The following is a 22,303-nucleotide window of genomic DNA, read 5'->3' on the forward strand; positions in this document are numbered from 1 at the left end:
GACGCAGCACACACCGGGTTCCCACAAGATTGAAGGAATCGTTGTGTCCCGGAAACCCGAGAGCGAGCGCCGCCAGGCCTACGCCTCCCCCGGCGCGAGCCTCAGATCCACCCACACCTCGGTCTCCCCCTCCAAGACATACCGCTCCACCTCGACAAACCCACGCCCCACGGCAAACCGCAGCCCGTCCTCATTGACGGCCAGCACACACGTCTCGATCACCCGCGCCCCCAGCGCGCGTGCGTCCCTGAGCCCCTTCTCATACAACGCCGCCCCAAACCCCAGCCCCCGGAACTCGGGCAGCACGCGCGCGATGACGGTCGCCACGCCCTCCTCGCCCTCGGGCGGCCGCACGGTCGAACACCCGACCAGCACATCCCCGAGGTACGCGTTCTCCAGCCGATACCGCCCACTACGCTCGCGCACCTCATCTCGCCCCATCGCAGCGGGCGGCACGATCACGTTGTGCACATGCCGCCACTGCTCGAGCATGACGTCTCCGTCGACCGACTGAATCCGCAGGTCAGACACGACCACCGCTCCCCTCCGAAACAATTCGAATCTGCGGCTCCTGCAGCGGGGCGACGGATACGGGTACAGCAGTCGCCCGGAACGAGCACAGTCAACATCCCGGAAAATGGGTTGATCCGTGCTCGACCGCTTCCTAGTGTGTGGCTCACGCCGAAAGGAGGTGATCGGGTAAATGAGTGAAACCCGGACGCGCGAGGTGGCTGCGGGCTAGCGGCCCGTCACCACACTGAGTGCGGTGCCGGACCAGCGTGTGCGAGGTACACGCAGCCGGCCCAATCCACATGCAGTCACCCGACCCGCGAGCTCGCCGGTACGTCCGGCCGGCTTCTTCGCCGTCAGGCGGAGGGACCCCGAGCTCGCGGGTCGTCTGTGTTCAGGGGGCTGGGCGCCCGCTGGGCGGCGAGCGGCATCACGCGGAGCAGCTCGGCTTGGCTCGGCCACGCGTGATGCCCTGGTGGGGCTCAGTTCACGATGTCGCCGTAGCCCTCGATCTCGCGCGGGTCGCGGGAGCCGGGGCCGATGTAGCGGGCGGACGGGCGGACGAGGCGGCCCGTGCGCTTCTGTTCCAGGATGTGCGCCGACCAACCCGCCGTGCGGGCGCAGGTGAACATCGAGGTGAACATGTGGGCCGGGACCTCGGCGAAGTCGAGGACAATGGCGGCCCAGAACTCGACGTTGGTCGCGAGAACGCGGTCGGGGCGGCGGGCGTGGAGCTCTGCCAGGGCCGCCTTTTCCAGGGCTTCGGCGATCTCGAAGCGGGGGGCGCCGAGTTCGCGGGCGGTGCGGCGCAGGACGCGGGCCCGGGGGTCCTCGGCGCGGTACACGCGGTGGCCGAAGCCCATGAGGCGTTCGCCCTTGTCGAGGGCCTGCTTGACGTAGGCCTCGGCGTCGCCGGTGCGTTCGATCTCCTCGATCATGCCGAGGACGCGGGAGGGGGCGCCGCCGTGCAGGGGGCCGGACATGGCGCCTACGGCTCCGGAGAGGGCGGCGGCGACGTCCGCGCCGGTCGAGGCGATGACGCGGGCCGTGAAGGTGGACGCGTTCATGCCGTGCTCGGCCGCCGATGTCCAGTAGGCGTCGACCGCCGCGACGTGCTTGGGGTCGGGCTCGCCGCGCCAGCGGATCATGAAGCGTTCGACGACGGACTGTGCCTTGTCGATCTCGCGTTGCGGGACCATGGGCAGGCCCTGGCCGCGGGCGGACTGGGCGACGTAGGAGAGGGCCATCACGGCGGCTCGGGCGAGGTCCGCCCGGGCGCGTTCGGCGTCGATGTCGAGGAGGGGTTTGAGGCCCCAGACCGGGGCCAGCATGGCGAGTGCGGACTGGACGTCGACGCGGATGTCGCCGGAGTGGACCGGGATCGGGAACGGCTCGGCGGGCGGCAGGCCGGGGTTGAAGGCGCCGTCGACGAGGAGTCCCCAGACGTTGCCGAAGGAGACGTGCCCGACGAGGTCCTCGATGTCGACGCCGCGGTACCGGAGCGCGCCGCCCTCCTTGTCGGGTTCGGCGATCTCCGTCTCGAACGCGACGACTCCTTCGAGTCCGGGTACGAAGTCGGACATCAGGCGGCTCCTCGTGATGTGTGCGACCGATGATGGTTGTCGTGGCCGGTGCTGCTGGTGCTGTGGTGTGAGTGATGGGTGGGGCTGTTGTGGGGTGCGGCCACCACGTGTCAGGTGGTGGTCTGCGTCCCGTGCCATGGATCCACGGTTCGTCTCCGAGAACTCGCGGTCCTGGGCGGTATCTCTGTGATGCCCCGTGCGGTCGGCGGTCATCCGACCGGAACGGCATCAGCACGATATCTCCGAGTGCCACCCATGGGGAGGCTTTGCGGCACTCAGTGCCAGCCAGTGATGAAGACCACCGTGCTGGACGGCGCCCCTCATACGGCAGGATGACGGCGTGACCGACCGAGACGCCGCCCTCGATCCCGCCTCCATGCGTAAGCAGTACCGCGCCGAGGGGCTCGCCGAGTCCGACCTGGCCGCGACGCCCGTCGAGCAGTTCGCGCGCTGGTTCGCGCAGGCCGCGACGGAGGGGCATCTCTTCGAGCCGAACGCCATGATCGTCTCCACGGCGGACGCGGAGGGGCGGCCCAGCTCCCGCACGGTGCTGCTGAAGCACTTCGACGAGCGGGGCTTCGTCTTCTACACCAACTACGACTCCCGTAAGGGTCGCGAGCTGGCGGAGGACCCGTACGTCTCGCTGCTGTTCCCGTGGCATCCGATGGCCCGGCAGGTCATCGTCTCGGGCGTGGCGCGACGTACCGGACGGGACGAGACGGCGGGGTACTTCCGCAGTCGTCCGCACGGCTCGCAGCTCGGTGCCTGGGCGAGCGCCCAGTCCTCGGTGATCGCGGACCGTACCGACCTGGACGCGGCCTATGCGGAGCTGGCGGCCCGCTATCCGGAGGGCGAGCAGGTTCCGGTGCCGCCGAACTGGGGCGGTTTCCGGGTGGCTCCGCGGGCGGTGGAGTTCTGGCAGGGCCGTGAGAACCGGCTGCACGACCGGTTGCGGTACGTGGCGGAGGCGGACGGGAGCTGGCGGGTGGAGCGGCTGAGTCCGTGAGGGCGCTGTGTTCGCCGCCGCGGCACGAGGAAGGGCTCATGGGCTCAGCCGAGTGTGTGATCCAGCAGTCCCGCCCACTGGGTCACGACCCGTTCCCGGCGGCCTGCGTCGTCCGTGAGCAGGTTCGCCAGGCCCAGGCCGCGGGCCATGTCCAGGAGGCCCTGGACGGTCTCGCGTACGCCCGGCCGGGACTCGTCGGCATCCAGCAACTCCACCGCGATGCGGTGGGTCTCGCGGCCGACGTGGGCTTCCAGCTCCGTGACACGCGGGCGTAGTTGGTCCTCGTTGGAGGCGGCGACCCACAGGTGGAGGGCGGCGCGGAAGAGGGGGCCGGTGTAGAGGTCGACGAGGGCGGAGACCACTGCGTGGCGGTCGCCCGCCGCACCTTGGGGGAACAGGGCGCGCAGGGCCGTGGAGCGTTCCTCGGCGACGTACTCGACCGCGGCCGTGAAAAGGTCCTCGCGGGTCGGGAAGTGGTGCTGGGCGGCGCCGCGGGAGACGCCGGCGCGTTCGGCGACGACGGCGACCGTGGAGCCGGCCCAGCCGTGTTCGGCGAGGCAGGACACGGCGGCTTCCAGGAGGCGTTGCCGGGTGGCCCGGCTGCGGTCCTGTTTGGGGACACGGTCGCCCGGGGCACGGTCGACCGTGTTCACAGCACCCATGGGGGATCCCGTCGTTCGAGGAAGGCGGTCATGCCTTCGCGGGCGTCGGCGGAGGCGAACAGGCGGGCGGAGAGCCTGGCGAGTTCGCCCGCGTCCAGGTCGAAGGCCTCCAGCACCTTAGCCGTGAGCAGTCGTTTCGTCTCGGCGAGGGCGCGGGGCGCGGCTCGGCGCAGTCCGTCGAGGATGGGGGCGAGGGTTTCGTCGATGTCGGTGTGGTCGGCGCCGGCTGTCGTGAGGAGTCCGATGCGGGCGGCCTCGGCGGGGCCGAAGGTCTCGCCGGTGAGGTAGTAGCGGGCGATGGCTCGGGGGTCGACGCGGGGCAGGAGGGGGAGGGAGATCAGAGCCGGGGCGACTCCGATGCGGACCTCGGTGAAGGCGAAGGTGGCCGTGTCGGAGGCGGCGGCGATGTCGCAGGCGCCGAGGAGGCCGAGGCCGCCTGCCCGTACGTGGCCGGTGACCCTGGCCACGACCGGTTTGCGGAGTTTGACGATCTGCCTCAGCAGGGCGACGAGGGCTTTGGGTTGCGGTGGTTCGCGCAGGTCGGCGCCGGCGCTGAAGGTGGTGCCGGTGTGGGTGAGGACGACGGCGCGTACGTCGTCGTCCTTGCCGGTTCGCTTCAGGGCGTCCGTGAGTTCGTGTACGAGGGGGGCGGAGAGGGCGTTGCGGTTGTGCGGCGAGTCCAGGGTGAGGGTGGTGACGCCGCGTTCGTGCGTGGGGTGGATCAGGGCGGTCACGTCCGCTCCCTGAGTTGTCGTCGCAGGATCTTGCCGGAGGCGGCGCGCGGGACGCCGTCGATGAAGGTGACGTGGCGGACGCGTTTGTAGGGGGCGACGCGTTCGGCGACGTACATCATGACCTCTCCTTCGGAGAGGTGGGTGGCGGTCGGTTGGCGGACCACGTAGGCGTGCGGGACTTCGTTGCCGTCGTCGTTGTAGACGCCGATGACGGCGGCGTCGGCGATGCCGGGGTGGGTGAGGAGGAGGGCCTCGAGTTCGGCGGGGGCGACCTGGAAGCCCTTGTACTTGATGAGTTCCTTGACGCGGTCCACGACGAACAGCCAGCCGTCGGCGTCGGCGTGGCCGACGTCGCCGGTGTGCAGCCAGCCGTCGGGGTCGATCATCTGGGCCGTGGCGTCGGGGCGGCCGAGGTAGCCCTTCATGACCTGGGGGCCGCGGATGAGGATCTCGCCGGACTCGTCGATGCCGAGGTCCTTGTCGGGGTCGTCGAGGGAGACGATCCGCATCTCGGTGCCGGCGATGAGTTTGCCGACGGTCCCGGCCGGTGCTTCGTGCATGGCGTCGAGGGGGACGACGTGGGTGCCCGGGGACAGTTCGGTCATGCCGTACGCCTGGCCGACGGGCGGCAGGCCGAGCCGCTGGGAGCAGGCGGCGGCGAGCTTGGCGTCCAGGGGGGCGGCGGCGCTGATGATGTATTTCAGCGAGGACAGGTCGTACTGCGCGACCGCGGGGTGCTTGGCGAGGGCGAGGACGATCGGCGGGGCGACGTACAGGCCGGTGATGCGGTGGTTCTGGATGACCGCGAGGAACGTCTCCAGGTCGAAGCGGGGCAGGACCACGACGGTGGCGCCGGTGCGCAGGGGTCCGTTCATGAGGGCGGTCAGGCCGTAGATGTGGAAGAAGGGCAGTACGGCGAGGATGCGGTCGCCGGGGCCGGTGCCCATGGTGGGTTCGAGCTGGGCGAGGTTGGTGGCGATCTGGCGGTGCGTGAGCATCACGCCCTTGGGGATGCCGGTGGTTCCCGACGAGTACGGGAGGGCGGCCACGTCCTCCGCGGGGTTGATGTCGACCTGTGGTTCGGGGGCCGTGGAGGCCAGCATGTCGATGAGTGAGCGGTGTCCTGGGGCGCTGTCGCAGAGGAATATCTCCCGGACGCCGCCGGCGAGTTCGGCGGCCCTGCGGGCGGTCTCCAGGAGCGGTGACACGGTGATGATCCAGCGGGCCGCGGAGTCGGTGAGCTGCTTGGCGAACTCCTCGGGCGTGGCGAGCGGGTGCACGGTCGTGACGGAGGCGCCCGCGCGCGTGGCCGCGTAGAAGGCGGTCGGGAAGGCGATGGTGTTGGGGCTGTGCAGGGCGAGGACGTCGCCCTTGCTGACGCCTGCCTCGGCGAGGGCGGCGGCGACCCGGCGGTGGAAGCGGTCCAGCTGTTCGTACGTGAGTGTGGTGCCGTCGATGCCGTCGATCAGGGCCGGTGCGGCACCGAACTCGGCGGCCCGGCCGAGCACCGCCTCGTGGATGGGGAGTTCTACGGGCGGGACGTCTGCGTACTCGCTGCGGAACATGGTTCCTCCTCGCGCGACACGGTGCCGGTCAGTACGACTTGGGCAGGCCGAGGGTCTGGTGGGAGACGTAGTTGAGAATCATCTCCCGGCTCACCGGAGCAATACGAGCCACACGCGCGGCCGTTATCAACGAGCCGAGCCCGAATTCGCGCGTGAGGCCGTTCCCGCCGAGCGTGTGCACCGCTTGGTCGACCGCCTTCACGCAGGCCTCCCCGGCCGCGTACTTGGCCATGTTGGCGGCCTCGCCTGCGCCGACGTCGTCGCCCGCGTCGTAGAGGTGGGCGGCCTTCTGCATCATCAGGCGGGCCAGTTCGAGGTCGATGTGGGCTTGGGCGAGGGGGTGGGCGATGGCCTGGTGGGCGCCGATGGGGGTGTTCCAGACGGTGCGGTCGCGGGCGTACGTAATCGCTTGCGCGAGGGCGTAGCGGCCCATGCCGATCGCGAAGGCGGCGGTCATGATGCGTTCGGGGTTGAGGCCGGCGAAGAGCTGGAGGAGGCCCGCGTCCTCGTCGCCGACGAGTGCGTCCGCGGGAAGTCGTACGTCGTCGAGGGTGAGCTCGAACTGCTTCTCCGCGGCGGTGAGCTCCATGTCGATGCGGTGGCGGGTGAAGCCGGGTGTGTCGCGGGGGACGATGAAGAGGCAGGGCTTGAGGCGGCCCGTTCGGGAGTCTTCTGTGCGGCCGACTATGAGGGTGGCGTCGGCGATGTCCACGCCGGAGATGAAGACCTTGCGGCCGGAGAGCAGCCAGTCTCCGGTGTCCGGGTCGCGGCGGGCCGTGGTGGTGATGCGGTGGCTGTTGGAACCGGCGTCCGGTTCGGTGATGCCGAAGGCCATGGTGCGGGTGCCGTCTGCCAGGCCGGGGAGCCATTGCTGTTTCTGGGCGTCCGTGCCGAAGCGGGCGATCACTGTGCCGCAGATCGCCGGCGAGACGACCATCATCAGGAGGGGGCAGCCGGCTGTGCCGAGTTCTTCGAGGACGATGGAGAGTTCGGCGATTCCGCCGCCGCCACCGCCGTATGCCTCCGGCAGGTTGACGCCGAGGTAGCCGAGCTTGCCCGCCTCGGACCAGAGTGCTTCTCGGTCGTGGTTGCGGCCGTGGCGCCGGCCGAGGGCGGCTACGGCTGCCCGTAGGGCCTTGTGTTCCTCGGATTCGATGAGGGTGGTCATGCGGCTCCTCAGGGGAGGGGGATTCTGCCGTTCGGAGGGTGCGGGCTCGTTGTGGCTGGTCGCGCTCACGCGGCGGAGCCGCATATTCGATGCAGCCCCGCGCCCCTTAGGTTTGTTGCACCACTGCCAGCAGAGAACCGAGCGTCACCTGCTGGCCAGGTACGGCGTGAAGGGCGCTCAGCGTGCCTGTGACCGGCGCTGTGATCTTGTGTTCCATCTTCATCGCCTCCAGCCACAGGAGGGGCTCTCCGGCCTGGACGGCGGCTCCTGCGACGGCCCCCTCGGCGACGCGGACGACGGTGCCCGGCATGGGGGCCACCAGGGAACCCGGTGCCAGTTGGGCCACCGGGTCGGGGAAGCGGGGCAGGGCGGCGAGTCGGGTGGTGTTGACGTGCACCTCGTCGCCGTACCGCGTCACCTCGAACTTGCGCTGTACGCCGTCCACTTCGAGTACGACGAGACGGGCATCGGCGTGGACGACCCGCACCCCGTCCGCCTCCAGGCCCGCCCGGGTGTGCCGGTAGTGGACCTCGTGTTCCTCGCCCGCCATCGCGTAGCGCTTGGCCTCCGGCTGGGAGGGGACGTTGCGCCAGCCTCCGAAGCGGGAGCGGCCGTGGGCGCCGGCGAGGGCGGCGGCCAGAGGTGCGTGGGGGTCGGGGCTGGGTTTCGTGAGGTCGGGGAGATGGCGGTCGTAGAAGCCGGTGTCCATGCGGGCGGTGGTGAATTCCGGGTGCCGTAGGGACCGTACGAGGAGGTCCCGGTTGGTGACCGGGCCGTGGAGTGTCGCTCGTTCCAGGGCGGAGGCCAGTTTGCGGAGGGCCTCCGCGCGTGTGGGGGCGTGGGCGACGACCTTGGCGAGCATGGGGTCGTAGTGGACGCCGATGGAGTCGCCGTCCTCGTAGCCGGTGTCCAGTCGGACGCCTTGGGGGACGGTGAGGCGGTGGAGGGTGCCGGTCTGGGGGGTCCAGTCGTTCGCCGGGTCCTCGGCGTAGAGGCGGGCTTCGACGGCGTGGCCACGCGCGGGTGGCGGGTCGTCGTCGAGGGCGTGGCCTTCCGCGACGCGGATCTGCTGGGCGACCAGGTCGATGCCGAGGAGGGCTTCGGTGACAGGGTGTTCGACCTGGAGTCGGGTGTTCATCTCCAGGAAGTGGGGCGTGCCGTCGGCGACCAGGAATTCGACGGTGCCGGCGCCCACGTAGTCGACGGCGCGGGCGGCGCGTACGGCCAGCGCGTGCAGTTCCCGTGTCAGTTCGTCGGAGAGTCCAGGTGCCGGGGCTTCCTCGATGACCTTCTGGTGGCGGCGCTGGAGGGAGCAGTCGCGGGTGCCCAGCGGCAGGATCGTGCCGTGGGTGTCGGCGAGGATCTGCACCTCGACGTGCCGCCCGCCCTCCACGTACGGCTCGACGAACACCTCGCCGTCGCCGAAGGCGCTCGCGGCCTCGGCGCGCGCGCCCTCGAGAGCGGAGTCCAGGTCCGCCAGGCGGCGCACGATCCGCATGCCGCGCCCCCCACCGCCCGCGGCCGCCTTCACCAGCACGGGCAGGTCGGCCTCGGTGACCTCGCGCAGGGGTTCCAGGCCCATGAGCTCCTTGGCGCGCGTCTTGGACGCCATCGCCTCGATCGCCTCCGGCGGCGGGCCGATCCAGACCAGGCCCGCGTCGAGGACGGCACGCGCGAAGTCGGCGTTCTCGGAGAGGAAGCCGTAACCGGGGTGCACGGCGTCCGAGCCGGCGGCGACGGCGGCCTTCACGATGAGGTCGCCGCGCAGATACGTGTCGGCGGGCGCCGCGCCCGGCAGTCGTACGGTCGCGTCGGCCACGCGCGCGTGGAGCGCGTTCTCGTCGGCGTCCGAGTGCACGGCGACCGTGCGGATGCCGAGCTCACGGCAGGTGCGGATGACACGGCAGGCGATCTCGCCGCGGTTGGCGACCAGCAGAGAAGCGATCACGGAAGGGTCCTTCACATCCGGAAGACGCCGAAGCCGCCCCGCGCGCCCTGGTAGGGGGCGGTGTGGAGGGCGGACAGGCACAGGCCGAGGACGGTGCGGGTGTCGCGCGGGTCGATGACGCCGTCGTCGTACAGCCGCCCGGACAGGAACATGGGGAGCGACTCGGACTCGATCTGCTGCTCCACCATGGCGCGCAGGGCGGCGTCCGCGTCCTCGTCGTAGGGCTGCCCCTTCGCCGCCGCCGACTGCCGGGCGACGATCGAGAGGACGCCGGCGAGCTGCTGGGGACCCATGACGGCCGACTTGGCGCTGGGCCACGCGAAGAGGAAGCGGGGGTCGTAGGCGCGGCCGCACATGCCGTAGTGGCCGGCGCCGTAGGAGGCGCCCATGAGGACGGACAGGTGCGGGACCTTCGAGTTCGACACCGCATTGATCATCATCGCGCCGTGCTTGATGATGCCGCCCTGCTCATACTCCTTGCCGACCATGTAGCCGGTGGTGTTGTGCAGGAAGAGCAGCGGAATGTCGCGCTGGTTGGCGAGCTGGATGAACTGGGCGGCCTTCTGGGACTCCTCGCTGAACAGGACCCCCTGGGCGTTGGCGAGGATGCCGACCGGGTAGCCGTGCAGGGTCGCCCAGCCCGTCGTGAGGCTTGTCCCGTAGAGCGGCTTGAACTCGTCGAAGTCGGAGGCGTCGACGATGCGGGCGACGACCTCGCGGGGATCGAAGGGGGTCTTCAGGTCGCCTGGGACGATCCCCAGGAGCTCGTCCTCGTCATACTTGGGAGGGATGGCCGGGCCAGGATCGTCGTACGCCTTGCGGTGGTTGAGGCGGGCCACCACGCGCTGCGCCTGGCGCAGCGCGTCCCGCTCGTCCACCGCGAAGTAGTCCGCGAGACCCGACACGCGCGCGTGCATCTCCGCGCCACCCAGTGACTCGTCGTCGCTCTCCTCGCCGGTGGCCATCTTCACGAGCGGCGGCCCGCCGAGGAACACCTTCGCGCGCTCCTTGACCATGATCACGTGGTCGGACATGCCGGGGATGTAGGCGCCTCCGGCGGTGGAGTTCCCGAAGACGACCGCGACGGTGGGAATCCCTGCGGCGGAGAGCCGGGTGAGGTCCCGGAAGATCGCGCCCCCGGGGATGAAGATCTCCTTCTGGGAGGGCAGGTCGGCCCCGCCGGACTCCACCAGGCTGATGCAGGGCAGCCGGTTGGCGAGCGCGATGTCGTTGGCACGCAGGGCCTTCTTCAGGGACCAGGGGTTGCTCGCGCCCCCGCGCACGGTCGGGTCGTTGGCCGTGATCAGGCACTCCACGCCTTCGACGACACCGATGCCGGTGACGAGCGAGGCGCCGACGGTGTAGTCGCTCCCCCAGGCGGCCAGTGGCGACAGCTCCAGGAAGGGGGTGTCGGGGTCCAGGAGCAGTTCGACGCGCTCACGGGCGAGGAGCTTGCCGCGCCCCCGGTGCCGTTCGACGTACTTAGGGCCGCCGCCCTCGATGGCCTTCGCGTGCTCGGCGTCGAGGTCGGCGAGCTTGGCGAGCATGGCCTCGCGGTTGGCCCGGTAGTCGGGGCTGCCCGTGTCCAGGGCGGAGCCGATGACGGTCACAGGAGGGCCTCCGGGATGTCCAGGTGGCGGGAGCGCAGCCATTCGCCGAGGGCCTTGGCCTGCGGGTCGAAACGGTGCTGGGCGGCGACGCCCTCGCCGAGGATCCCCTCGACGAGGAAGTTGAGGGCGCGGAGATTCGGGAGCACATGCCGGGTGACCTTCAACTGACCGCTCTCGGGGATCAGTTGACGGAACCTGTCCGCCGTCAGCTCGTGCGCGAGCCACCGCCATGCGTCGTCCGTACGGACCCAGACCCCGACATTGGCGTTCCCGCCCTTGTCTCCGCTGCGGGCGCCGGCGACGAGGCCGAGAGGGGCGCGGCGGGTCGGCCCGGGCGGCAGCGGCTCGGGGAGGGGTGGCTGCGGCAGGTCGTCGAGCACGAGGGTCTCGCGGGCCGGCGACACAGGGACCCGGCGTCCGTCATGGAGGACGGCCACATGGTCGACGGCGCCATGGGGGACGTACACATCCTCGAAGACGCCATAAGGCGCGCCCTTCCCAGGTGGCGCCAGCACATGAAAGCCCGGGTAGCTGGCGAGGGCCAGCTCGATGGCGGCCCCGCTGAGCACCCGCCCGACAACCTCCTGGTCCGCGTCCCGTACGACGAGCCGCAGCAGGGCGCTCGCGGTCTCCTCGGTGGGGGCGTCGGGATGGTCGGTGCGGGCGAGGACCCAGCGCACATCCGCGACCTTGGTGAGCCCGGGCTCCATCTGCTGTCGGACCAGCGCGGCCTTGGCCTCGATGTCGAGGCCGGTCAGCACGAAGGTGACCTCGTTGCGGAAGCCGCCGATGCGGTTGAGGCCGACCTTGAGGGTGGGGGGCGGGGCCTCGCCGCGTACGCCGTCGATGCGGACGCGGTCGGGGCCGTCCTGGCTGAGCCTGATCGTGTCGAGGCGGGCGGTGACGTCGGGGCCGGCGTACCGGGCGCCGGACGTCTCGTAGAGGAGCTGGGCGGTGACCGTGCCGGTGTCGACGAGACCGCCGGTGCCGGGGTGCTTGGTGATGACCGCCGAGCCGTCCTCGTGGAGTTCGGCGAGCGGGAAGCCGGGGCGGTGCAGCCGTCGTACGTCATGGTCGGTGAAGAAGGCGTAGTTGCCCCCCGTGGCCTGCGTCCCGCACTCCAGGACGTGCCCGGCGACGACGGCCCCCGCGAGCCGGTCGTAATCCGTCGGTGCCCAGCCGAAGTGGGCGGCGGCGGGCCCCGTGACCAGCGCGGCGTCCGTCACTCTCCCCGTGACCACGACGTCCGCGCCCTCCCGCAGACACGCGGCGATGCCGAACCCGCCGAGGTAGGCGTGGGCGGCGAGGCTGCCGGGGATGGGGGTCCTCCCGCGCGAGGTTGTTCGAGCGTGGGGGAGGGCGGTGAGGTCGTCGCCCTCGACATGGGCGACGCGGACGGGGAGGCCGAGGCGCTCCGCCAACAGCCGTACGGCGTCGGCGAGTCCGGAGGGGTTGAGCCCACCGGCGTTCGCCACGACCCTCACCCCCCGCTCGTGGGCCAGCCCCAGGCACTCCTCCAACTGCCGGAGGAACGTGCGGGCGTACCCGCCGCCGGGGTCCTTCAGCCGGTCGCGGCCCAGGATCAGCATGGTCAGCTCGGCGAGGTAGTCGCCGGTGAGGACGTCGAGTTCGCCGCCGGTGAGCATCTCGCGCATGGCGTCGAAGCGGTCGCCGTAGAACCCCGAGGCGTTGCCGATACGGAGGGTCACTGTGCGGCATCCTTCGGCGGGCGCCCTCCGCCCGGCGGGCCCGCGAAGGCCTGGGCGATGTCGAGCCACCGGTCGGCGTCGGGGCCGTCGGCCTCGACCGCGAGGTCGGTGCGGTGGGCGCGCCGGGTGACGAGGAGGCAGAAGTCGAGGGCGGGCCCGGTGACGCGCTGGACGGCACGTTCGGGCCCGTAGGCCCACACGTCCCCGCCGGGACCGATGAGTTCGACGCGGAACGCTTCGCTCGGCGGGGTCAGTCCGCGCACCCCGAAGGCGTAGTCCCGAGCCCGCACACCGATGTACGCCACATGCCTGAGCCGGTCGGTGGGTGGCCGCACCACACCCAAGGTGTCCGCCACGTCCTGCCCGTGTGCCCAGGTCTCCATGAGTCGGGCCGTGGCCATGGAGGCGGCCGACATGGGCGGGCCGTACCAGGGGAAACGGGCGCCGGGCGGGGCCTCGCGCAGTGCCTTGTCGAGTGCGGTACGCCCCTCGCGCCATCTCGGCAGCAGTTCGGCGGGCGGAATCCGGGCCCCCTCCTCAGCACCCTCGTCGACGAAGGAGTCGGGGGCGGCGACGGCCCTCTCGACCATGCCCTGGAACTCGTCCGGGTCGGTGACCGCCAGCAGTGCGGCTCGGTCGGTCCAGGTGAGGTGCGCGATCTGATGGGCGATGGTCCAGCGCGGGGCGGGGGTGGCGAGGGCCCACTGCTCATCACCCAACTCGGCGACCAGCCGGTCGAGTGCCTCGCTCTCCTCACGCAGGTCGTCGAGCACGGGCGTCGGATCGGACACGGGGCGCTCCCCTCGGGCACGGCGATGTGCGGGGCGGTGTGAGGAGGAGCATGGCAGCGCGACGAGAAACAATCAAGCATGCTTGCATTGATTTTGGCAGTGAGGGCTGCGTGGCCGCCGAGCTCCGGCCGATGGAGGGGCTCAGGGGCCGTTTGACGCGGCTCACAGGGCGGCCGTGGGGGCCGTCGGCACCAACCCCAGTCAGCGGGTCACCCGACCGCCGCCCCCTTCGCCCTGCCCCGCCCCACCTGCGTCCGCACAGCCCCCATGCTCGCCACGATGACGAGGGCGATGGCGGCGGCCTCCGTGGTCGTCAGGGCCTGGTCGAGAAGGAGGAAGCCGGCCGTGGCGGCGATGGCCGGTTCGAGGCTCATGAGGATGGCGAAGGTGGAGGCGGGGAGACGGCGGAGGGCGAGAAGTTCGAGGGTGTAGGGGAGGACCGAGGAAAGGAGGGCCACCGCCGAGCCCAGGGCGATCGTCGTCGGTTCGAGGAGCTTCGTGCCGGATTCGACGATGCCGAGGGGCAGGAAGAGCAGGGCGGCCACCACCATGGCCAGGGCGAGTCCGTCCGCCTGCGGGAAGCGGCGGCCCGTACGCGCGCTGAAGACTATGTATGCCGCCCACATGGCGCCGGCCCCCAGGGCGAAGACGACACCTATGGGGTCCAGGTCACTGAAGCCTCCGCCGCCGAGGAGGAAGACGCCGGCGAGGGCGAGGCCCGCCCAGACGAAGTTGAGCGCGCGGCGGGAGCCGAGGACGGAGAGGGCGAGGGGACCGAGCACCTCGAGGGTCACCGCGGTGCCCAGGGGGATGCGGTCGACGGACTGGTAGAAAAGGCCGTTCATCGCGGCCATCGTGACGCCGAAGACGATGACCGTGCCCCAGTCCGCGCGCGAGTGGCCGCGCAGCCGGGGCCGGCAGATCAGGAGCAGCACAAGAGCCGCCGCGAGCAGACGCAGGGTGACCACGCCGAGCGCTCCGGCCCTCGGCATCAGCGTCACGGCGAGGGCGCCACCGAACTGCACCGAGACGCCACCCGCGAGCAGCAGACCCACCGGCCCGAGGGAGCCCCGGCGGCCCGGGGCGCCGCCCGCGGAGGGTGCGGGGCCGGTCGGAGTCGACGAGGGGGTGATCGCTGCGCTGCGGGTGCTCACGGGGCCTTCCGGGGCGGCTCGGGGTTCGTACATCTGACTGTACGGTGGAGTCCAGGGTAGTGGACCCCGTCAGGCGTGTGAACCCTTTATGCAACTGTCCCTTGTCGGGTCGGCGCCCTGGCGGCGGGCCATGTACAGGCCCAGCGCCTTGTGCAGCAGCCGGTTGAGCGGGAAGTCCCACTCCCCCAGGTACTCGACGGCCTCACCGCCCGCGCCGGCCTTGAAGCGCAGCAGCCCCAGGAGGTGGTTGGACTCCTCCAGCGTGTCGGTGATGCCCCGGAAGTCGTAGACGGCGGCGCCGAGCTCACGGGCGTCCGTCATCATGCGCCACTGCATGGCGTTGTTGGGCTGGACCTCGCGTTTGCGGCTGGTGGAGGCGCCGTACGAGTACCAGACGTGGTCACCGACGGTGATCATGGTGGCCGCTGCGAGGACGTCGCCGTCGTGGTGGGCGAGGTAGAGCCGCATGCGGTCGGGATGTTCGGCGGTGAGCGCGGTCCACATGCGCTGGAAGTAGGGCAGAGGGCGCGGCAGGAAGCGGTCGCGCTCGGCGGTCTCCGCGTACAGCTCGTAGAAGGCGGGCAGGTCCTCGTATCCACCGCGGACGATCTTCACGCCGGCCTTCGCGGCCTTCTTGATGTTGCGCCGCCACTGCTGGTTGAGGCCGCGCTCGATGTCCTCCAACGAGCGCCCGGCGAAGGGCACCTGGAAGACGTACCGCGGCTGTCCGGCCGCGAAGCCGTCGTCGCCGCCGGGTTCGGTCTGCCGCCAGCCCGCGCGGCGCAGCCGGTCGGCCACGTCGGCGGCGCCCGGTTCGTACGAGGTCGCCTCGGCGTCACCCAGCCGCCGGGCCGCCGGGTCGGCGATCGCGGCCTTCACCGCGTCGGCGCTCCATCGGCGTACGACGACGGGCGGGCCCATCCGCACCGAGAAGGCGCCCAGTCGCCTGAGGTGGGCGAGCATCGGCTCGAGCCAACGCGCACCGAGGTCGTCCGCGTACCAGTCGATCAGCGGCCCCTCGGGCAGATACGCCAGGTACCGCCTCACCTTCGGCAGCGGCCGGAGCAGCACGAGCCCCGCCCCCACCAGCCGCCCCTCCTCGTCGAACCACCCCAGACTCTCCGCCCGCCAGTCCGGCTTCACCTCACCCCAGGAGGGGACCTGCATGTGACTGGCGGAGGGACGGGCCGCCACGAAGGCGAGATGGTCGTCGCGGGAGAGGGGCTGGATACGGAGAGGCGGCATGCGGAAGGCTCCTTTTGTCCGGTCTGTACTGGTCAGCAGACAGCCAACCAGCTCAGGCCCGGTCGGCCGGTGAAGCCGCGCCCCGCCCGTCCCGTGGCCCGAAGTCGACATGCGCCGACTCTGCGTACGGGTCGGCTCCGCACGCCACCGCTTTCGCCGGGCGCGTAGCCGCGACGAGGATCAACCGCGAGCCGAGCATGAACCCACACCTCCGGTTCAGCGCGCCGCGGTCGCCCCCTCCGCACGGGCGAACGCGAGGATGTCGGGGACCGCGTGGCGCAGGCTCCCGAAGTGGCGGTGTACGCCGGGCACGGCGTGTGGGGCGTTGACGCCCCACACCGTCATACCGGCCCGCAGCCCCGCCTCCACGCCGGACGGGGCGTCCTCGATCACCAGGCAGTCCTCGGGGCGGGCACCGAGTCGCTCGGCGGCCAGCAGGTAGGGCACGGGGGACGGCTTGCCCTCCGTCACCGCGGCGGCGTCCACGACGAGGGGCGGCACCGGCAGGCCCGTCCGGGCGAACCGCCCGCGCACCCGGTGGTCGTAGTTCGAGGTCACCAGCGCCCACACGCCCGGCGACAGGGCGCCCAGCAGCTCCGAGGCACCGTCGAAGGCCGCGTAGACGCCGGACCGGACGTCCTCGTCCTCCAGCGCGTGCAGCGCGGCCAGACACTCCCCCGGATCCTGGTCCGGAGCCACCGCCGCGAAGGTCTCCAGCGGCCGCGTCCGCAACGCCACCCGGTAGACCTCGTCCGCGTCCAGGCCGTACCGCGCCGCCCAGGTTCCCCACACCCGGCGCTGGTTGTCCACGGCGTCGATCAACGTGCCGTCGACATCGAAGAGGACGCACTTCCTGGATCCGGGCCGCACAGACTCACTCGTCACGGCGTGATCATGCCAGGAAGCCGACGGTCAAGCCGACGATCACTCAGCCCCTCCCTCTTCGAGCCCCTCCGCCAGCACCTCCGCCACATGCCGCCCCCGCACCCCCGCCAGCTGCTCCAACTGCGTCCGGCACGAGAACCCGTCCGCCAGGATCACCGCCCCGTCACCCACCGCCCCCCGCACCGCCGGCAACAATTGCTCCTCCGCACACGCCACCGACACCTCGTAGTGCCCCTTCTCGAAGCCGAAGTCGCCCGCCAGCCCGCAGCAGCCGCCGCTGAGCTCGCCGGACAGACCGGCTGCCGCACGCAGGCGGCGGTCGGCCGCGTCGCCCAGGACCGCGTGCTGGTGGCAGTGGGTCTGACCGGCCGAGGGGCGGTCGAGACGGGGTGGGGTCCAGTCGGGGGCGAGGCGTTCCAGGGTCTCCGCGAAGGTCAGGACGCGGGAGGCCAGGCGGGCGGCTCGGGGGTCGTCGTGGAGGAGTTCCGGGAGGTCTGTGCGGAGGGACGCAGCGCAACTGGGTTCCAGGACGACGACCGGAGCGCCCGACTCCAGCACGGGCGCCATCAGGTCCAGCGTGCGGCGCATGACCATACGGGCGCGGTCGAGCTGGCCCGTCGAGACGTAGGTCAGGCCGCAGCAGACGCGGCTTTGCCGCATGCTCAGCAAGGAGATCGCGGCCTTCGACGTGCCGTCCCCCACCGGTCGAACCCGCATCCGCAGCGTCGGCGGCAGCGCCACCCGCAGGTTCGCCGCCTCCAGCACGCGCACGGCCGCGCGCCCCACGGACGGCGAGAGGTGCTCGGTGAAGGTGTCCGGCCAGAGGATCACCAGAGCCCCGGAGCCGCCCACCGGCTCTCGCCTCCCCCACCACCGGCTGAACGTCTCCGTGGCCACCCGCGGAATCTCCCGCTCCGCCGCGATCCCGCCCACCCGTTTCGCCGCCCACGCGAACGGCCGTACGGCCCAGAACGCGTTGACCACGGACGCCGTCCGCGTACGGGCCACCGCCCGCAGCCACACCGGCAGCCACCCCATGCTGTAGTGGGCGGCCGGGCGTCGCCGCCCCGCGTAGTGGTGGTGGAGGAACTCCGCCTTGTACGTGGCCATGTCGACCCCGACCGGGCAGTCCGAGCGGCAGCCCTTGCAGGACAGGCACAGGTCGAGGGCGCCGCGGACCTCCTCCGACCGCCAGCCGTCCGTCACCACCTCGCCCGCGAGCATCTCGTGCAGCAGCCGGGCACGCCCGCGCGTGGAGTGCTCCTCCTCGCCGGTGGCCCGGAAGGACGGGCACATGACGGACGACCCGGACGCGGACGGAGTACGGCATTTCGCGACCCCGACACACCTGCGCACCGCGGCCGAGAAGTCGCCGCCGTCCGTCGGATAGCCGAAGGCCACGTCCACCGGCCGGCGCGGGAGCACCGAGAAGCGGAGGTTCGTGTCGAGGAGCGCGGGGCGTACGAGCATGCCCGGGTTGAGCAGGTCGTCCGGGTCCCAGATCGCCTTCGCCCGTTCGAACAGCCCCACCAGTTCGTCGCCGTACATGCGGGGCAGCAGTTCCGCCCGCGCCTGCCCGTCCCCGTGCTCCCCGGACAGCGAACCGCCGTGTGCCACGACCAGTTCGGCCAGTTCCTCGGAGAAGTGCCGGAAGCGAGCGACGCCCGCCTCCGTCAGCAGGTCGAAGTCGATGCGGACGTGGATGCAGCCGTCCCCGAAGTGGCCGTACGGCGTGCCGCGCAGCCCGTGTGCTCCCAGCAGCCCCCGGAAGTCCCGCAGGTAGGCGCCCAGCCGGGCCGGTGGCACCGCGCAGTCCTCCCAGCCGGGCCAGGCCTCCGCGCCGTCCGGCATCCGGGTCGCCGTGCCGCTCGCGTCCTCCCGGATGCGCCACAGGGCCCGTTGCCCGGCGGGGTCCGTCACCACGAGCGCGTCGACGACGTCCGCAGCGCGCACGATCGCCTCCGCACGCGCGCGTGCCTGCGCCTGGGTGTCGCCGCCGGTCTCCACGAACAGCCAGGCCGCGCCCCGGGGCAGGTCAGCCGCGGAGGGGACAAGATCCGCCGCCATGCCCTCGACCGTCAACGGCCCGTGCGGGAGCAGGCCCGCCGCGGCCTCGGCCGCCGCGCTCTCGTCGGCGTACGCCAGCACCGCCAGCGCACGCGCGCGTGGCGCCCGGACCAGTCCTACGACGGCCTCCGTCAGGACGCCCAGCGTGCCCTCCGAGCCGCAGAGGGAACGGGCCACGTCGGCGCCCTGCTCGGGCAGCAGCGCGTCCAGGGCGTAGCCGGAGATACGGCGGGGCAGCTCGGGAAAGCCGGTGCGCAGACGAGACAGTTCGCCCTCCACCAGCTCCCGCAGGCCCTCGGGCGCGCCCGCCCATCCCCGCCCCGCCCGCAGCCGCTCCCCGCGCGCGGTGACCACCGCCAGCTCCCGCACGCTGTCCGCGGTCGTCCCCCACGCCACCGAGTGCGAGCCGCACGAGTTGTTGCCGATCATGCCGCCGAGCGTGCAGCGGCTGTGGGTGGAGGGGTCCGGGCCGAAGCGCAGGCCGTGCGGGGCTGCGGCCTCCTGGAGGCGGTCGAGGACCAGCCCCGGCTGGACCACGGCCGTCGCCGCCTCCGGGTCGAGGGACACCAGCCGGTTCATGTGCCGCGTGAAGTCCAGTACGACGCCCGTGCCCGTCGCCTGCCCGGCGATCGAGGTGCCCCCGCCGCGCGGCACCACCGGCACGCCGTGCTCCCGGCACACCGCGAGCACGGCCGCCACGTCGTCGGCGTCCCGCGGCGCCACCACCCCCAGCGGGACCCGCCGGTAGTTGGACGCGTCCATGGTGACCAGCGCCCGGGACGTGGCGTCGAAGCCGACGTCACCCCGGACGACGGCACGCAGCTCGGCCTCGAGAACAGTCATGGATCCAGCAAATCAAAAACCCGAAATCAAAAACCCCGTCTCACCCGACGGACTACGTTTCGACCAGGTTTCCCGCAGCGGCTACCCTCCCTTTCGTGGCTGAGATCCAGATTCCTTCTGACATCAAGCCCGCGGACGGACGTTTCGGCGCGGGACCCTCCAAGGTGCGGACGGAGGCGCTGGACGCACTCGCCTCCACCGGTACGTCCCTCATGGGCACCTCACACCGTCAGGCCCCGGTCAAGAACCTGGTCGGCAAGGTCCGTGAGGGCATCTCCGAGCTGTTCCGGCTCCCCGAGGGCTACGAGGTCGTCCTCGGCAACGGCGGCTCCACCGCCTTCTGGGACGTCGCGACCCACGGCCTCATCGACAACAAGTCGCAGCACCTCAGCTTCGGCGAGTTCTCCTCCAAGTTCGCCAAGGCGTCCAAGCTCGCCCCCTGGCTGGCCGAGCCCACCGTCATCTCCTCCGACCCGGGCACCCACCCGGAGCCGCAGGCCGAGGCGGGCATCGACGTGTACGCCTTCACGCACAACGAGACCTCAACGGGTGTCGCCGCCCCCATCAAGCGGGTCGCGGGCGCGGACTCCGGGTCCCTCGTCCTGGTGGACGCCACCTCCGGCGCCGGCGGCCTCCCGGTCGACATCGCCGAGACCGACGTCTACTACTTCGCCCCGCAGAAGTCCTTCGCCTCCGACGGCGGCCTGTGGATCGGCGTCTTCTCCCCGGCCGCGATCGAGCGCGCCGAGCGGATCCACGCCTCCGGCCGCCACGTCCCGGAGTTCTTCTCGCTCCCCACGGCGATCGACAACTCCCGCAAGAACCAGACGTACAACACCCCTGCGCTGGCGACCCTCTTCCTCCTCAACGAGCAGCTGGAGTGGATCAACGGCCAGGGCGGCCTCGCCTGGTCCACGGGCCGTACGAAGGACTCCTCGACCCGCCTCTACGGCTGGGCGGACGAGTCCAAGTACGCGACCCCCTTCGTCGCCGACCCGGCCAAGCGTTCCCAGGTCATCGGCACCATCGACTTCGCCGACGAGATCGACGCCGCCGCCGTCGCCAAGGTCCTGCGCGCCAACGGCATCGTCGACACCGAGCCGTACCGCAAGCTCGGCCGCAACCAGCTGCGCGTCGCCATGTTCCCGGCGATCGACCCGGCGGACGTCGAGGCGCTCACCAAGTGCATCGACTACGTGATCGAGAAGCTCTGACCTTCTCTCGTACGACGATGAGGGCGCCCGGCGAACACCGGGCGCCCTTCTTCGTTCCGCACGGGCCGGCTCAGGTCGCCGTGCAGGTCACCGCCGGCACGCCCCCGCCCCCGGGCGCACCCCCGAACCCGAAGCTCGCCGTACCGCCCACCGGGACCGCCCCGTTGTGATCGACGTTCGCGGCCGTCACGCTCGCCCCGCTCTGGGCGTACGACGCGTTCCACATGCTGGTGACCTTCTGCGCACCGGGCCAGGTCCAGGTCACCTTCCAGGACTTGAGCGCGGTCGTGCCCGAGTTGGTCACCTTGACCTCGGCGTTGAAGCCGCTGCCCCAGTCGCTGCTGACGGTGTAGGCGGCGGTGCAGGCGGCCCTACTCCCACCGGGATCGCCGCCGGGGTCACCTCCGGGATCGCCCCCGCCGCTCGGGAACCCCGGTGCCTTGACGCTCGCCAGATAGCCGTCCTTCACCGTGTCCACGGTCGCCCAGTCGTCCTTCAGAATCCCGCCCGTGTCACCGGAGTTGGGGTTCCAGGACCAGAACGTCCAGTGGAAGGAGTCGGCGCCGTACGTCGAGGTCGGCCTGAGGTAATTCACCAGCGCGGCCAGCCACTTCTGGTCCACCGTCGACTGGAGTGTCGTACCGAACTCGCCGACCCACACCGGCGCGATGTTCTGCTTGAAGATGTAGCCCCAGTACTTGTCCCAGATCCCCGGCATGTTGTCGGGGAACGAAGGGTCACTGAACCAGCTCTGCTGGGCCACGCTGGTGGCGTAGTCGTGGGCGGAGTACACGACCCGGTTCGGCACGTCGAGCCGGACCGGGTAGTCGGCGACGCCCATCAGGTTGCCGCCCCACCAGCCGGAGACGCCGTTGAAGGTCTGCACGCCCTCGACGAAGACCAGGAGCTCCGGGTTGACGGAGAGCACCGCGTTGCCGGCCCGCTCGGCGGCCAGGCGCCAGTCCCTCGTCGTGTCGCCGCAACCCCAGCAGGCGGGGTCGTGCGGCTCGTTGTGCAGGTCGATGCCGATGACGGTGTCCTGGCCCTTGTAACGGGTCGCCAGCGACTTCAGATTCGCGATCCACGTCGACTCCGGCACCGCCGACGTGTACCAGAGCGCCGACTGGCCGCCCGCGTCCGGGCGATGCCGGTCCAGGATCACCTTCAGGCCGTCCTGACCGGTGTACGAGACGATCTTGTCCAGGATCTGGAGGGAGTTCAGGCCCTGCAGGTCGGCGTTCTTGCCGGAGGAGAAGTCGATGCTGTTGGGGACGGTCGTGCTCTTGAAGATGTCGTCGCTGAAGGGCAGGCGGATGGTGTTGTAGCCCAGCGACCTCATCTGGTCGATCATGCTCTTGTAGTCGCGGGACCAGAGGCCGTGGGGGGCGTAGTTGGCGGTCTCGAAGCCGAACCAGTTGATCCCGGCGATACGGACCGGCTGACCGGCCGCGTCCAGGATCTGGCGGCCGCTGGTGTGCCAGTAGCCCGCCCCCGGCTCGGCCGCCTCAGCGGTGTGGACGCCGGCCAGCGGTAACAGGAGCGCCGCGGCAACAGCGCACAGCGCTCTTCGCAAGCTGCGGAACATGTCGCTGCTTCCTCTCGGGGAGGC

At 71.2% G+C, this 22,303-nt stretch carries 17 protein-coding genes; 2 read left to right on the plus strand and 15 right to left on the minus strand.

Translation table 11 applies throughout. The features are described 5' to 3' along the window. Positions 1-78: 78 nt before the first annotated feature. Together ACFYO2_RS30235 and ACFYO2_RS30240 are read right to left on the minus strand one after the other, a co-directional pair. The gene (locus ACFYO2_RS30235; protein WP_388355350.1) at positions 79-531 is read right to left on the minus strand and encodes a GNAT family N-acetyltransferase; all 453 of its coding nucleotides are present in this window, start codon (positions 529-531) and stop codon (positions 79-81) included. Between the two features lie 461 nt (positions 532-992). Further along, positions 993-2,093, minus strand: a complete 1,101-nt coding sequence (locus ACFYO2_RS30240) for a citrate synthase 2 (protein ID WP_388355352.1) — start codon at positions 2,091-2,093, stop codon at positions 993-995. Positions 2,094-2,433: 340 nt separating this feature from the next. On the opposite strand from ACFYO2_RS30240, the gene pdxH reads away from it, so the two are divergent. Beyond that, positions 2,434-3,099: a pyridoxamine 5'-phosphate oxidase gene (pdxH, locus tag ACFYO2_RS30245; protein ID WP_388355354.1), complete on the plus strand. Its 666-nt coding sequence runs from the start codon at positions 2,434-2,436 to the stop codon at positions 3,097-3,099. A 44-nt stretch (positions 3,100-3,143) separates the two neighbouring features. Here pdxH and ACFYO2_RS30250 read toward each other — a convergent pair whose 3' ends face one another. The 12 genes from ACFYO2_RS30250 to ACFYO2_RS30305 all read right to left on the minus strand — a co-directional run bounded on the left by ACFYO2_RS30250 (position 3,144) and on the right by ACFYO2_RS30305 (position 19,480). Further along, on the minus strand, positions 3,144-3,761 hold the full coding sequence (locus ACFYO2_RS30250) for a TetR/AcrR family transcriptional regulator (protein WP_388355356.1): 618 nt from the start codon (positions 3,759-3,761) through the stop codon (positions 3,144-3,146). Beyond that, the gene (locus tag ACFYO2_RS30255) at positions 3,749-4,495 is read right to left on the minus strand and encodes an enoyl-CoA hydratase family protein (protein WP_388355358.1); all 747 of its coding nucleotides are present in this window, start codon (positions 4,493-4,495) and stop codon (positions 3,749-3,751) included. The genes ACFYO2_RS30250 and ACFYO2_RS30255 overlap by 13 nt, the downstream gene beginning before the upstream one ends. Then, positions 4,492-6,060: a 4-coumarate--CoA ligase family protein gene (locus ACFYO2_RS30260; RefSeq protein ID WP_388355359.1), complete on the minus strand. Its 1,569-nt coding sequence runs from the start codon at positions 6,058-6,060 to the stop codon at positions 4,492-4,494. The genes ACFYO2_RS30255 and ACFYO2_RS30260 overlap by 4 nt, the downstream gene beginning before the upstream one ends. Before the next feature lie 28 nt (positions 6,061-6,088). Beyond that, complete coding sequence (locus tag ACFYO2_RS30265) at positions 6,089-7,228, minus strand: acyl-CoA dehydrogenase family protein (RefSeq protein ID WP_388355361.1); 1,140 nt, start codon at positions 7,226-7,228, stop codon at positions 6,089-6,091. 106 nt (positions 7,229-7,334) lie between these two features. Beyond that, a complete protein-coding gene (locus ACFYO2_RS30270) occupies positions 7,335-9,176 on the minus strand; it encodes a biotin carboxylase N-terminal domain-containing protein (RefSeq protein ID WP_388355362.1) in 1,842 nt (613 codons plus the stop codon). An 11-nt stretch (positions 9,177-9,187) separates the two neighbouring features. Continuing rightward, entirely contained in the window at positions 9,188-10,786 is a 1,599-nt protein-coding gene (locus tag ACFYO2_RS30275; protein ID WP_388355364.1) for an acyl-CoA carboxylase subunit beta, read from the minus strand. Next, positions 10,783-12,495: an acyclic terpene utilization AtuA family protein gene (locus ACFYO2_RS30280; RefSeq protein ID WP_388355365.1), complete on the minus strand. Its 1,713-nt coding sequence runs from the start codon at positions 12,493-12,495 to the stop codon at positions 10,783-10,785. The genes ACFYO2_RS30275 and ACFYO2_RS30280 overlap by 4 nt, the downstream gene beginning before the upstream one ends. Beyond that, positions 12,492-13,286, minus strand: coding sequence for a TIGR03084 family metal-binding protein (locus ACFYO2_RS30285; protein ID WP_388355367.1), 795 nt, complete (start codon positions 13,284-13,286; stop codon positions 12,492-12,494). Before ACFYO2_RS30285 ends, ACFYO2_RS30280 begins: the two co-directional genes overlap by 4 nt. 209 nt (positions 13,287-13,495) lie before the next feature. Beyond that, positions 13,496-14,473, minus strand: a complete 978-nt coding sequence (locus ACFYO2_RS30290; protein ID WP_388355369.1) for a DMT family transporter — start codon at positions 14,471-14,473, stop codon at positions 13,496-13,498. A gap of 36 nt (positions 14,474-14,509) precedes the next feature. Further along, complete coding sequence (locus ACFYO2_RS30295; RefSeq protein ID WP_388355371.1) at positions 14,510-15,685, minus strand: lipid II:glycine glycyltransferase FemX; 1,176 nt, start codon at positions 15,683-15,685, stop codon at positions 14,510-14,512. A gap of 216 nt (positions 15,686-15,901) precedes the next feature. Further along, positions 15,902-16,570 carry an HAD-IA family hydrolase gene (locus ACFYO2_RS30300; protein ID WP_388355373.1) on the minus strand — a complete coding sequence of 223 codons (669 nt, stop codon included), beginning with the start codon at positions 16,568-16,570 and terminating at the stop codon, positions 15,902-15,904. Positions 16,571-16,609: 39 nt separating this feature from the next. Next, positions 16,610-19,480, minus strand: a complete 2,871-nt coding sequence (locus tag ACFYO2_RS30305) for an FAD-binding and (Fe-S)-binding domain-containing protein (RefSeq protein WP_388355375.1) — start codon at positions 19,478-19,480, stop codon at positions 16,610-16,612. A gap of 95 nt (positions 19,481-19,575) precedes the next feature. Between ACFYO2_RS30305 and serC the strand changes: the two genes are divergently transcribed. Further along, entirely contained in the window at positions 19,576-20,694 is a 1,119-nt protein-coding gene (serC, locus tag ACFYO2_RS30310) for a phosphoserine transaminase (protein WP_388355377.1), read from the plus strand. Positions 20,695-20,764: 70 nt separating this feature from the next. On the opposite strand, the gene ACFYO2_RS30315 is transcribed toward serC, so the two are convergent. Next, positions 20,765-22,279, minus strand: coding sequence for a cellulase family glycosylhydrolase (locus ACFYO2_RS30315; protein WP_388355379.1), 1,515 nt, complete (start codon positions 22,277-22,279; stop codon positions 20,765-20,767). Positions 22,280-22,303 lie beyond the last annotated feature (24 nt).

Origin of the sequence: Streptomyces sp. NPDC006602 (assembly GCF_042870385.1) — a bacterium.
Taxonomy (GTDB): Bacteria; Actinomycetota; Actinomycetes; order Streptomycetales; family Streptomycetaceae; genus Streptomyces.